At 32.9% G+C, this 13890-nt stretch carries 11 protein-coding genes; 8 read left to right on the top strand and 3 right to left on the bottom strand.

From position 1 onward, the window contains the following. The first annotated feature begins 49 nt into the window (after window positions 1-49). Genes BUA86_RS13795 through BUA86_RS13770 form a run of 6 tightly spaced genes read left to right on the top strand, consistent with a single transcriptional unit; the run spans window position 50 to window position 8667 of the window. Window positions 50-1468, top strand: coding sequence for a c-type cytochrome (locus tag BUA86_RS13795; RefSeq protein WP_072933628.1), 1419 nt, complete (start codon window positions 50-52; stop codon window positions 1466-1468). Between the two features lie 22 nt (window positions 1469-1490). Further along, a complete protein-coding gene (locus BUA86_RS13790; protein WP_072933626.1) occupies window positions 1491-4652 on the top strand; it encodes a TAT-variant-translocated molybdopterin oxidoreductase in 3162 nt (1053 codons plus the stop codon). A 33-nt stretch (window positions 4653-4685) separates the two neighbouring features. After that, entirely contained in the window at window positions 4686-6089 is a 1404-nt protein-coding gene (gene nrfD, locus BUA86_RS13785; protein ID WP_072933624.1) for an NrfD/PsrC family molybdoenzyme membrane anchor subunit, read from the top strand. After that, complete coding sequence (locus BUA86_RS13780; RefSeq protein ID WP_373282289.1) at window positions 6070-6636, top strand: DUF3341 domain-containing protein; 567 nt, start codon at window positions 6070-6072, stop codon at window positions 6634-6636. Before nrfD ends, BUA86_RS13780 begins: the two co-directional genes overlap by 20 nt. Then, entirely contained in the window at window positions 6636-7307 is a 672-nt protein-coding gene (locus BUA86_RS13775; protein WP_072933622.1) for a c-type cytochrome, read from the top strand. Before BUA86_RS13780 ends, BUA86_RS13775 begins: the two co-directional genes overlap by 1 nt. Window positions 7308-7329: 22 nt before the next feature. Beyond that, the gene (locus BUA86_RS13770) at window positions 7330-8667 is read left to right on the top strand and encodes a hypothetical protein (protein ID WP_072933620.1); all 1338 of its coding nucleotides are present in this window, start codon (window positions 7330-7332) and stop codon (window positions 8665-8667) included. A 100-nt stretch (window positions 8668-8767) separates the two neighbouring features. Here the strand turns inward: BUA86_RS13770 and BUA86_RS13765 are convergent, their stop codons facing one another. The 3 genes from BUA86_RS13765 to dnaG form a co-directional block, all read right to left on the bottom strand. Next, window positions 8768-9076 carry a hypothetical protein gene (locus tag BUA86_RS13765; RefSeq protein WP_072933618.1) on the bottom strand — a complete coding sequence of 103 codons (309 nt, stop codon included), beginning with the start codon at window positions 9074-9076 and terminating at the stop codon, window positions 8768-8770. A 127-nt stretch (window positions 9077-9203) separates the two neighbouring features. Next, window positions 9204-9695 (bottom strand): septal ring lytic transglycosylase RlpA family protein, encoded by a 492-nt coding sequence (locus BUA86_RS13760; RefSeq protein ID WP_072933616.1) that lies wholly within the window; start codon window positions 9693-9695, stop codon window positions 9204-9206. A gap of 217 nt (window positions 9696-9912) precedes the next feature. Beyond that, window positions 9913-11859 (bottom strand): DNA primase, encoded by a 1947-nt coding sequence (gene dnaG / locus BUA86_RS13755; protein ID WP_072933614.1) that lies wholly within the window; start codon window positions 11857-11859, stop codon window positions 9913-9915. A gap of 150 nt (window positions 11860-12009) precedes the next feature. Here dnaG and BUA86_RS13750 point away from each other — a divergent pair, with 150 nt between their 5' ends. After that, entirely contained in the window at window positions 12010-12783 is a 774-nt protein-coding gene (locus BUA86_RS13750; protein WP_072933612.1) for an META domain-containing protein, read from the top strand. 85 nt (window positions 12784-12868) lie between these two features. Beyond that, window positions 12869-13795, top strand: a complete 927-nt coding sequence (locus tag BUA86_RS13745; protein WP_072933611.1) for a UDP-3-O-(3-hydroxymyristoyl)glucosamine N-acyltransferase — start codon at window positions 12869-12871, stop codon at window positions 13793-13795. Window positions 13796-13890: the final 95 nt, after the last annotated feature.

The raw sequence follows: 13890 nt of genomic DNA, 5'->3' as shown, positions 1-13890 counted from the left end.
CAAATAAAAACGAATTAAAAGAAACAACGAACTGAGATTATTTAAGTAAATGAAGGCAAGATTTCTAAAAAGAATACGTTTATGGAGCTGCGCGATAGTTATGTCGGCATTCTCCTTAGCAAATGCCCAAGATGCAGGTAAAGGTTACGAGTTATTCGAAGCCAACTGTACGACTTGTCACCAGATTGATGGTAAGTTAATAGGGCCGGAATTACGTAATGTTGAGAAACGCGTACAAGAAGAAGCTGGACTTGGAAAAGAGTGGTTACACGCTTGGATTAAGGACAACAAAGCTTTACGCGAATCTGGAGATGCGTACGCAAACAAAATTTTTGCTGAGTACAATAACACTGAGATGTTAGCATTCCCTAACTTATCTGATGGTGATATTGATAATATCTTAGCATATACTGCAGACCCAGACGGAGGTCTAAAAGCATTTGAAGAAGCAAAAGCTGCTAAAAAGAAAGAAGCTGCTGATAAAAAAGCTGCTGAAGCTGCACAAGGTGGAGGAGCTAATTCAGGTGTAATAGCTGTTGGATTTGTAGTTTTAGCTGCATTATTATTGTGGATCTTGGTTCGCGTTAATGCATTAGTTAAAGCAACAGCAACAGAAGATTTAAATACTGCTGAAGAAAAAGCTGCTTTTTCATTCTCAGAAGTATTTGAAAAATACAAAAAAGTTGGTACTATAGCTGTAGCTATTTTGGCATTCTTTGCATTGTACAATGTTTATTGGGGATTAATGGGAATTGGAGTTGATAAAGGTTACGAGCCAGAACAACCAATTTATTTCTCTCATAAAGTTCACGCAGGTGTACAAGGTATCGATTGTCAGTATTGTCATAGCTCTGCAAAATATGGTAAGGTTTCAGGTATTCCTTCTCCAAATGTTTGTATGAACTGTCACAAAACAATCAAAGAATACAAAGGAGATTATTTCGAAGAAGAATTAATTACTTCAGGTAAATTTGCTGATGAAGATGCTGTTAAAACGTTCTATACAGGAGAAATCCAAAAAATGTATAAAGCGATTGGATGGAATCCAGAAACGAATAAATACGATGGTCCACAAAAACCAATCGAATGGGTTCGTATTCACAATATGCCAGATTTCGTATTCTTTAGCCATGCTCAACACGTTGTAGCAGGAGAGAAAGCAATCAAAAAAGCAATAAAAGACGGAACTATTCCAAACTCTAAAGAGTTAAACATTGGTTCAGGAGATCAAGTTTGTTTCGCATGTCACGGACGTGTAGATGAAATGAACGAGGTTAAAATGGCGAATGATTTCACAATGGGATGGTGTATAGAGTGTCACAGAACTACAGAAGTAGATATGGACAACGAGTATAACAAAGAATATTACGCAGAATTACACGAAAAACTTAAAAAACAGTATGGTGATGCAACTAAGATTACAGTTGATGCTATCGGTGGTTTAGAGTGTGGTAAATGTCATTATTAATATAAAAAAGAGAGGAGTATAAATGGCTTCGAAGAAAAATTACTGGAAAAGTTTTGAGGAGTTAACTGACAATACATTAAATGAAAAGTTAACTACCAATGAATTTGCAGAAGAGATTCCTGTAGATAATTTCTTAGGGAATACTAACGCCATGGAGAATAGTCAAACTTCACGACGTGACTTTTTGAAGATTTTAGGGTTCAGTACAGCTGCTGTTACATTAGCAGCCTGTGAAGCTCCAATCGTAAAATCTGTTCCTTACGTAGTAAAACCAGAGAATATTATGCCTGGTGTACCTACTTATTATGCATCTACAGTTTTTGATGGATACGATTATGCTAACGTTTTAGTAAGAACGAGAGAAGGTCGTCCTATCCGTATTGATGCAAATAAAGGAGCGCAATATTTTGGTTCTACAAATGCAAGAGTTCAAGCATCTGTATTATCATTATACGATTCAGATAAAATAAAATCTCCATTAGTAAATGGAGGAGATAAATTCAAAGCAACATCTTGGAAAGAAATTGATGCACGTGTTACAAAAGCATTAGCATCAGTAGGAGGGAAAAAAGTGGTTATTTTAACACCATCTTTACCATCTCCAACAACTAAAAATTTGATTGCAGAATTTGCTACAAAATATCCAACAACTCAACACGTAGTATATGATGCTGTTTCTTATTCTAACGCATTAGACGCTGCTCAAGAAGTATACGGAAAAAGAGAATTACCATTTTACGATCTTAAGAATACTGAATTAGTTGTTGCTTTCAACGCTGATTTCTTAGGAGATTTTAATGGTGGTGGTATGGAAGGTGATTACGGAGTAGTTCGTAAGCCAGGTCCAAACATGTTACGTCACATTCAAGTTGAGTCTGTTTTATCTTTAACTGGTGCTAATGCTGATACTCGTTATCCATTAAAACCAACTGATACAGAAAAAGTTTTAGCGGAAGTTTATAACGGATTAACAGGAGGTGCAGTTTCTACGAAAGAAGCTAAAGCAATTGTTGCTGAATTAAAAGCGAAAGGATCTAAAGCTGTTGTAATGGCAGACGGTTCTAAAGAAGCTATTGCTATTTCTTATGCAATTAACCAAGTTTTAGGTTCTGCTGCATTAAACGGAAAAGCTGTATTATTAAAAGAATCTAACGATGCTACTTTCAAACAATTTGTTGCTGAAGCTAAAGCTGGACAAGTAGGAGTTTTATTAAACTTCCAAACTAATCCAATTTACAATGCTAAAAATGCAAAAGAAATTGAAGCTGCATTTAAAAACATCGGATTAAAAGTTGGTTTAGTTGAAAAATTAGACGAAACTGCATCTGCAATGGATGTTATTGCTCCGGTTACTCATGGTTTAGAGTCTTGGAATGATTTCAGCCCAGTAACAGGTGTATATTCATTACAACAACCAACAATTCCTCGTATTTTTGATTCTCGTCAATTTCAAGATTCATTAATCGCTTGGTTAACTGGTGTTACTAAAGTAACAGAAGTAGAAGATCCAAATGATCCAATTATGGTGATGGCAACTTCTGCAACAAGACAAAAAGTTTCTCCATTCTATTTATATGTAAAACAAAACTGGGAAACAGTTATTTTACCTAAAGTAGGTGTAGATTTTAATAAAGCATTATACAACGGTTATAATGAGTCACCAGAAACTACTTCTTTTGTAGCTAATACTGGTGTTGCTGGAGCAGCTGCTTCTAAATTAGCTTCTGCTAAAGCAACAGAATGGGAAATTCAATTCTATTCAAAATCAGGATTAGGAGATGGTACTCAAGCAAATAACCCTTGGTTACAAGAATTACCAGATCCAATTTCTAGAAACTCATGGGATAACTATTTAACAGTTAATCCAAATGATGCTACGAAATTAGGAATCAAAATTCAAGATAACTATAACGTACATAACGGAAGAATGCAATTTGACGGTGAGTTTGTAAACTTAACTGTTAATGGAACTGTTTTAGAAAATGTTCCAGTATTCATTCAACCAGGTCAAGCAATTGGTACAGTAGGTTTAGCATTTGGTTACGGACGTACTAAAGCTGGTAAAGTTGCAAACAATGTAGGTGTTAACGCATTTGCATTATACTCAGGAAACGTAGGAGCTTCTAATGTTAAGATTGAAAAATCTTCTCGTACAGATAAGCACGAGTTTGCTAACATGCAACAACAACCAACTTTAATGGGACGTTATGAAATCGCAAGAGAAGTTTCTTTAGCAGATTTTATTAACACAGACCGTGAAGAATGGAATCCAACTGCAAAATTACCAACTTGGAGAGGAGATTCTCCAATGGGTGAGGTTGATTTATGGGCTAGTTTTGATCGTTCTACAGGACCTCATTTCAATTTAACAATTGATATGAACTCTTGTACTGGATGTGGAGCTTGTGTTATAGCATGTCAAGCAGAGAATAATACGCCAACTGTTGGTAAAGAGCAAATGCGTATGTCTAGAGATATGTACTGGTTAAGAATTGACCGTTACTACTCTGATGTAACTTACCAAGATCCAGAAGGTAAATTAACTCAAAAGATCGCGATAGAATCTGATCCAGATAACGAACCACAACAATATACACGTTTAATTAAGCCAGAGGCTGAAAATCCAGATGTGATTTTCCAACCAATGATGTGTCAACACTGTAACCACGCTCCTTGTGAGACTGTGTGTCCAGTAGGTGCAACATCTCATGGTCGTCAAGGTCAAAACATGATGGCATATAACCGTTGTGTTGGTACTCGTTACTGTGCAAATAACTGTCCTTATAAAGTACGTCGTTTCAACTGGTTTAACTGGGCGAATAACGATAAATATGACTTCCACATGAATAATGATTTAGGTCGTATGGTACTTAATCCAGATGTTGTTGTACGTACACGAGGAGTAATTGAGAAATGTTCATTCTGTATCCAAGAAACTCAAGCAACAATTTTAAGAGCGAAGAAAGAAAACAGAGCTGTTAGAGACGAAGAGTTTATGGATGCTTGTGCTTGTGCTGCAGCTTGTGGAACAGGGGCAATGAAATTTGGAGATATCAATGACGAAAAATCACAAGTAAGACAAGTATCTAAAGATAAACGTTCTTATGTGTTATTAGAAGAAATTGGTACAAAACCAAACGTTATCTATCAAGTAAAAGTTAGAAACAGAAAAGAACAAGCTTAATTAAATTATAAAGAATTAATAAGGTAAACAAATATGTCACATTACGAATCACAGGTAAGAGAACCCCTTATTTTAGGACATAAAACCTACCACGATATCACAGAAGACATTGCTCGTCCAATAGAGACGCCAGCAAGTAAGTTGTGGTGGACATGTTTCAGTATTGCAATGGTAGCTTTCATCTTCGGATTAGGAGCTATCGCATACACTATTGGAACTGGTATTGGTGTTTGGGGATTAAATAGAACGATTAACTGGGGATGGGATATCACCAATTTCGTATGGTGGGTAGGTATTGGTCACGCCGGTACACTTATCTCAGCCGTTTTATTATTATTCCGTCAAAAATGGAGAATGTCGGTAAACCGTTCTGCGGAAGCTATGACTATCTTCGCCGTTGTACAGGCAGCGTTATTCCCTGTAATTCACATGGGTCGTCCATGGTTAATGTATTGGGTATTCCCAATTCCTAATCAATTTGGATCTTTATGGCCTAACTTTAACTCTCCATTATTATGGGATGTATTCGCGATTTCTACTTATTTCTCTGTATCAACAGTTTTCTGGTTGATGGGATTAATTCCTGATTTCGCTATGGTACGTGACCGTGCAACTAAACCATTTGCTAAAAAAATCTATGGAATTTTAGCATTCGGATGGGGTGGTGGAGCAAAACACTGGCAACGTTTCGAAGAGTTATCTTTGGTATTAGCTGGTTTATGTACACCGTTAGTATTCTCGGTACATACAATTGTATCTTTTGACTTTGCTACATCGGTTATTAAAGGATGGCACTCAACTGTATATCCACCATATTTCGTTGCTGGGGCAATTTTCTCAGGATTCGCGATGGTACAAACATTATTGAGTGTTATGCGTAAGATTTTACATTACGAAGATTATATTACTCGTAAGCATATCGAATACATGAACATCGTAATTGTTGTTACAGGTGGTATGGTTGCAGTAGCATATTTAACTGAGTTATGGATTGCTTGGTATTCAGGTTCTCGTTATGAGGATTTCACATACTTCTCTCCAGGAGCTGCAACAGGACCTTATTGGTGGGCATTCTGGGCGTTAATTATCTGTAACGTTTTAGTACCAGGATTATTATGGATTCGTCCTATTAGACGTTCTTTCTTCTGGACATTCGTTATCTCTATTGTAGTTAACATCGGTATGTGGTTCGAGCGTTTTGATATTATCGTTATCAACTTATCTCGTGACTATTTACCATCAAGCTGGACAATGTTTATGCCTTCATGGGTAGACGTAGGTATCTTCTTAGGTACTATGGGATTCTTTTCTGTGTTATATCTATTGTACGCACGTACATTCCCAGTTATTTCACAATCTGAATTAAAAACTATTTTGAAATCATCAGGCGAAAGCTATAAAAAACATCATACTGAAGATGAGCATCACGAACACTAAAATCGTTTACGGTCTTTACGGAGACGACGATGATTTATTAAAAGCGGTAAAATCTATTCGTAAACAAGGTATTACAATAGATGAAGTATATACACCTTTCCCTGTACACGGTTTAGATAAAGCGTTAGGATTAAAGAAAACTCGTATTTCTGACTTAGCATTTTTCTATGGTGCATTTGGAACAACTTTAGCATCTTTAATGACATGGTTTATTATGAATCATGACTGGGCACAAGATATCGGTGGTAAACCATCATTTTCTTGGGGACAAAATATGCCAGCTTTCGTTCCGATTATGTTCGAGTTGACAGTATTTTGTGCTGCGCACTTTATGTCATTAACATATTTAGTACGTAACAAAATGTATCCAGGAGCTAAAGCAAAAAATCCAGATCCTCGTACAACAGATGACAAATTCTTAATTGAAATTGCTACTTCTGATGTAGAGAAAATCAAAAATGTTTTTGTTGAAACTGGTGCTGAAGAAGTAACTGTAAAAGGTGATTTTGTTCAATCAAATGATAATAATTTAGTACAAGAAGCATAATGAAAAAGATAGCATTACTTATAGGATTAGGAAGTATTATTATCACTTCTTGTTCTGATAAAAAACGTCACTCAAGTATCGTATATATGCCAGATATGTATTATGCAACAGCATATGATCCATATCAGAAAGCAACTATGGGATACCCTGACGATGAAGAAAATTCTGATGTTCCTGTATTTAGTAAAAATCACAACATGTCTGCATTAGAATCTGTAGAAGGTGCTGTGGCAAGAACAGATGGAAATATCTTACCTTGGACTTTTAAGAACAATAACGCAGGTTATGCACAAGCAAAAGCTGTAACAACATCTCCTTTAAATGCTGCTAATAAAGCTGCAGACTTAGAAAGAGGTAAATTATTGTTCGGACAAAACTGTGCTGTTTGTCACGGTGAATCGGGTGATGGACAAGGTTCAATCGTAAAATCTAAAGCTTATTCAGGAGTTCCTAATTATAGCGAAAGAGATGTTACTGTAGGATCTGTTTATCATGTAATTATGTATGGAAAAAATGCGATGGGTTCTTATGCCTCTCAATTAACTCCTGCAGACCGTTGGAGAGTTGCTGAATATGTAATGAGTTTAAAAGGTGGTTCTACTGCTGAAGCTGCACCTGCAGCCGCCGCAGAAACAACAACTGAAAAAACTGAAGAAGCAGCAACTAAATAAATAATAAAATAAGTTAATTATTATGCAATATACATTTTCCCCAAGATTAAAAAATGCATCTTTTATCATGATTGTGATAGGAGTTGTACTTTACGGGATAGGATTTTTCTTACATCAACAAGATGTGGCAAATTCACATGAATATATAAACGGTTTAATAGAAGCTCATCCAACTGAATTTTTCGGTGATTATATTTCAGATTCTTATGCGTCTTTAAATACTGATCATGATGCGCACATGCACCATTTAGAAAACTTATTGAAAAACAGACCATGGGCTGCATTTTATGTGCCAGCTTACTTATCTTTTGGTATTGCAGCTTCTGCATTGTTTTTCTTATGTATTCAATTTGTGGCTAATGCAGGTTGGTCTATGGTTGTTTCTCGTGTTATGGAAGCTATCGCAACATTTTTACCAATTGGATCTCTTTTAGTTGGTATCGTAGCTTTAGCATCTGCAGGAGGTTTAACTCACTTATACCACTGGATGGATCCAGATTTAATTGATCCAAATAGCCCTAAATATGATATTTTTATGGCGAATAAAGCAGATTTATGGTTAAATACACCATTCTGGACAATTCGTATAATTATCTATTTAGTTGTTTTATCATTCATGGTATTTGTAATTAAGAATGCAACTAGAAAATTAGATGAAGCTAATGGAGATTTAAAGTTATATTCTAAATTATACACTAAATCTGTAATTTACCTTGTAATCTTTGCAATTTGTTCTGCAGCGTTTTCATGGGATTTTATTATGTCATTAGATCCACACTGGTTCTCTTCTTTATTTATGTGGTACGGAATGGTTTCATACTTAGTTTCTGCGGTTGCTATTATGGCTATTATGTCTATCTACTTAAAAAAGAAAGGTTCTTTACCATTATTTAATGATAACCACTTACATGATTTAACTAAATTCATGTTCGGTTTCTCATTATTATGGTCATACTTATGGTTCTGTCAGTTTATGTTACAATGGTATGCAAACATTCCTGAGGAGGTACAATACTTCCAACAACGTATGGCTCAATATCCTTTATACTTCTGGATGTTGATTGTAAACTTAGTAGCTCCATTCTTGATTTTAATTTCATCAAGTATGAAACGTAGATTCCAAATCGTTTTTGTAATGGGATTTGTAATTATAGTAGGTCACTATTGGGATTTCTATAACCAAATTATGCCAGCAGCAGTTGGTCCATTCCACAACTTCGGATTTATGGAGATTGGTGCATTAGTTTCGATTTCTGGATTATTTACATTTGTTGTAATGAATGCAGTATCTAAATTAAACTTAGAAGCTAAAGGACATCCTTACTTCCACGAGTCTAAAATTTATGAATATCCTTTCTAATTGAAAGTTTCACAATAAACTAAAAAGCTCGATGCAATTTGCATCGAGCTTTTTTTATAACCTTTTGATTTAAATAGGCTATTAGATTAAATTTATTTTTCTAACTGTCTTTTCTTCGCTTGATTTCTAATTCAACTAAGAACTGATCTACTTCATCATCTAAAGATAAATTACCAACAACATATACACCTTTTTCATTGTTATTACTATTGACAATTCCATAAACAGATGATTGGTCATCTGGATCTGTCATTCCTTCGTATCGATAAATGAAAGTAATATCAAAACTCTCTGGATCAGATTTTAATTGATCTTTCTCAATATTATAATCAATCGTATAACCATCTTTTTTTAGCTCTTCTAGAGCCTCACTAACTGTTTTATAGCGGTATTGGATTCTTTCTTTCATGATCTGTTGTTTAAATAATTAAAAACAAATATTATTCCACTATATTTTGGTTACTTAAATTTTGGACATAAAAAAAGGATTAAAACAATGTTTAATCCTTTTTTTATCTAAATATCTAAAATTTGTTTTAATCTATTATTTCCATCTCTACATTTAATGTTCCAGAACTTGTAGAGCCGATAGATGAAAACGCTGCTCTGCTTAAATCCATTAATCTTGATTTTGTATGTGGTCCTCTGTCATTTACTTTTACAATTACAGATTTCCCGTTTCTTGTATTGGTAACTTTAACCTTTGTACCAAATGGTAAAGTTTTGTGTGCTGCAGTTAATCCTTCTTTATCATATAACTCACCACTTGAAGTTTTTTTACCGTGAAATTTATCTGCATACCAAGAAACGATTCCGCTAATTTTTTTACTAGCCTTTTCTACAATATCTTTTGCAGTTATTTCATTAGCAACTTTGTTTAATAAGTCAGAATTTAAAATTAACTTCTTTGTTAGTAAAGCTGGTAAAGGCTTCTCTATAGATAACATTTTTTGCTCTTTAGCTTTAGCTACCGAAATAGTTGCTATTAAAATAAAAAACGTTAAAATTTTTTTCGCTGCTTTATTCATTTTTTCAAAATCAGTATACTAAAATAAAAAATAAAACACTCGCTCGACCACCAGCTGTTTTTTTACAATGAAAATGAATAGTTTATGCACGTGTAAAACCTTATGTATAGTATTACTATACTTAAAAGTTAATGAAAAGTTAAAAAAAATAGTGTTTGCTAAAAAAATTAAGAATTAGAATGATTTAATATTTAAGTTATTGATAATTAATTGTTTATTAAATAACTCGATTTAAGTGTTCATTCAAAATATTCTTTAATCCTGTAAAATGAATAATTTGTTGCAAAGCTTGTCTTATTTCTTCTGGAGGTAATTCTGTATTTTTAGTCTTATTCATTAAATCCTTTATAAAATTATCAATGTAAATAATTTTAAATCGTAATAAGACATCAAACAAATCTTTATGAACAAATTCTTCTTTCTTCTTAATGTGAATACCTTGTTTTGTTGTCCAGTTTTCACTTAAGTTATATTTTTCAATCATCATTTCCGAAGCTAAATTCACAACTTCAGGATTTATAGAACGAGAAAAGAAAATACCTGTTCTTAATTCATCTTTTTCCAATCCATTTTTTACATCTTCTAAAATAAGTTGATAAAGTGGATTAGATAATTTTAATTCATTTTCATCGAACTGAGAGATGATTTCTTCGTTAACTGTAGTTTTATATAGTTCGTTGTTTTCATTTTTAAGTTCAACTTCTAAATCACCATTTTGCATAATTAGTTTAATAATTTCTGTTTCAACAGTCTGTTGAACATTAATTACTTCTTTATTACCAGTAACAATAGAAATATTAGGCTGTTTTTGTCTAGCCTTATCTGTTATATGAGAATTACTTTCAGAACTTTTATTTCCAGATTTTTGTAATTGAGCTAATTCTTTAAAAAGAACTTCTTCTCTAATTCCCATAATTTTAGAAGTCTCTGCAATATATACTTCCTGTTTTATGATATTTGGAATTAATGAAATAGATTTTACAATTTCGCGAATAAGTTCTGCTTTCTTTATAGGGTCGTTATTTGCTTCTTCTAAAAGAACATTTACTTTAAATCGAATAAAATCTGTAGCATTCTCTTTTATATAATTTTCAATTTCTGAAGAAGAATGTTTTTTAGCAAAAGAATCTGGATCCTCGCCTTCTGGTAAAAGAAGAACTTTTACATTCATCTCTTGTTCAAGAATCATATCAATTCCACGAAAAGATGCTTTTATTCCTGCATTATCACCGTCGTACATAACGGTAATATTTTCAGTTAATCTTTTTATTAATCTAATTTGTTCATTGGTAAGTGCTGTACCAGAACTGGCAACTGTATTTTGTAATCCTGCTTGATGTAGTGCTAAAACATCTGTATACCCTTCAACTAAGAAACACTGATCAGCTTTTATAATTTGTTGTTTGGCTTGAAATAAACCATAAAGCGTTTTACTTTTATGATAAATTTTATTTTCGGGAGAGTTTAAATATTTTGCAGCTTTTACATCATTACGTAAAATACGACCACCAAAACCTAATGTTCTACCAGAGAAACTGTAAATAGGAAAAATTACACGTTCGCGAAATTTATCATATTTTTTGTCGTCTTCTTTAAAAGTTGCTAAACCAGCTTCTTCTATTAATTCTTTAGAATAACCACTTTTTAAAGCATGTTCTGCAAAAGCATCCCATTGCTTAGGAGAATATCCTAACTCAAACTTATCAATGATTTCTTTGGTGAATCCTCTTTCTCTAAAATAACTTAACCCAATTAAATTACCTTCTTCTGAATTATGTAATTGATTTGTAAAATATTTTTTAGCAAAATCTGTCAAGATATAAAGACTTTCTCTTTCTTTTTCTTCTTGCTGTTGCTCAAAATTATATTCTACATCTTCTTCAATCTCTATATTATAGCGTTTAGCTAACCAACGTAAAGCTTCTGGATAAGTAAATTGCTCAACTTCCATTAAAAATGTAACCACATTTCCTCCACGTCCAGAAGAAAAATCTTTCCAGATTTGTTTGGCTGGTGAAACGACAAAAGAAGGCGTCTTTTCATTTCCAAAAGGTGAAAGACCTTTTAAGCTAGAACCTGCGCGTTTAAGATTTACAAAATCTCCAACTACTTCTTCTACACGAGCAGTTTCAAAAATAATATCGATTGTTCTTTGAGAAATCAAACTGATTAAATTTTAATAGAAAATTAATTAAATTCAAAATTAAGACAAATTCTTCACATCAATCTTTTTCTACTTAAATGATTTATTTAAAAAAGGTAAAAAATATGGTATGATATTCGCTTAATGCTAATCAATATAAAATTTTAATTTATGAAATCAGTAATTTTTAGACTAACATTAGTTCTTAGTTTAATTATTGTTATTACATCCTGTACTACAATGAATAATTCAACATCTGGAAACTCAGACAAACAATCCATTTTAGGAAAATGGGAGCTTGTACAAATTAATCAAATGAAAGCAACTAGCATTTCAGAGGCTTATCCTGGTGGGGCGCCTGTGCTTAATTTTATTTCTACTAAAATGTTAAGTGCTTCTGATGGTTGTAACTCATTAAATGGAGGTGTAACAGTTGCTGATGGTGAGGTTACTTTTGGTGATATGATGTCTACTATGAAAGCTTGTGCAAATGTAGAAGACAACAATTTTACTTCTAAATTAAAGGGTAAATTAAAATATTCTATTGTAGATGATAAATTATTATTAATACAAGGCGATATTGTTATTATGACTTTTGCCCGTCCATCTACTTTAGCAGGAACATGGGAATTAGAAGAATTTATTGGAAAAGATAAAAGTGCAAAAACTTTAAATGATCGCTTTCCAAATAAAAAACCAATGTTAACTTTCCAAAATAATATGGTTTCTGGTAATGACGGATGTAATAGTCTAAACGGTGCTTATATTGCTGTCGGAAATTCTTTAACAATGAAAAATGTAGCTTCAACAAGAATGTTTTGTGAAGGAGTAGATGATGCCGCTTTTATGGATCGTTTTAACAACGTAAATAAATTTGAAATGAAAGATGATAAATTAGTATTATTTGCGAATGATATTAAAACTATGGTTTTCAAGAAAAAATAAAATAACTATTTATTATAATTTTTTAAAAGCTAACTTTCTGAGTTAGCTTTTTTTTATATTTGTGCTACGTTTTTTAAGTAAGAATATGAAATTTCCACACGTACATAAATTAAAAGAAATAGCGTCAATAATTGATGCTAAGTATATTGGTGACGAAAATTTTCCAATTGAAGGAATAAATGAAATTCACAGAGTAGAGGCAGGAGACATTGTTTTTGTTGATCACCCAAAATATTATGATAAAGCGTTAGAATCTAACGCAACAATTATTTTAATTAATAAAGAAGTAGATTGTCCAGAAGGGAAAGCTTTATTAATCTCTGATGATCCATTTAGAGACTTTGTAAAAATTGGACAACATTTTCTTGCTTTTGAAGCAAGCACTAAACAAATTTCTGATTCTGCCGAAATAGGAGAGAGTACAATTTTGCAACCAGGTGTTTTTATAGGTAATCATGTAAAGATCGGTAAAAACTGTGTTATCCATTCTAACGTATCTATTAATGACCATTCAATTATTGGTGATAATGTGATTATTCGTTCAGGAACAGTTTTAGGAGCTGATGCATTTTATTATAAGAATAGAGAAACAGGATTTGATAGATTAAAATCTGTTGGAAATGTTATTATTGAAGATAATGTAGAAATCGGTGCAAATTGTACAATAGATAGAGGAGTTTCTGCTTCTACTATTATTAAGGAAGGAACAATTATGGATAACTTAATTCAAATTGGTCACGATACAATAATTGGTAGAAAATGTTTAATAGCTTCTCAAGTCGGTATTGCTGGTTGTGTAAATGTAGAAGATGAAGTTTCTATTTGGGGACAAGTGGGAATTACTAGTGGAGCAACAATTGGTAGTAAAGCTGTACTTTTAGCGCAAGCGGGTGTAAGTAAATCGCTAGAAGGAGGAAAAACTTATTTTGGTTATCCTGCGGAAGAAGCGAGAGGCCTTTACAAAAAAATGGCAATTACAGAAATTATGGTTAGAGAATATCGAAAAAAATAACAATTAAATAATTATAAATACTTAGCTCGATTATAAGCCATTTTTTTTAAATTTTATTTGATAATTTGACCCTTTTGAATAAAATTATGGTATAT

The organism is Chishuiella changwenlii (genome assembly GCF_900142565.1).
Lineage (GTDB): Bacteria > Bacteroidota > Bacteroidia > Flavobacteriales > Weeksellaceae > Empedobacter > Empedobacter changwenlii.
The sequence above is the reverse complement of the archived record's forward strand: the minus strand, read 5'-3'. Positions and strand labels throughout refer to the sequence as shown.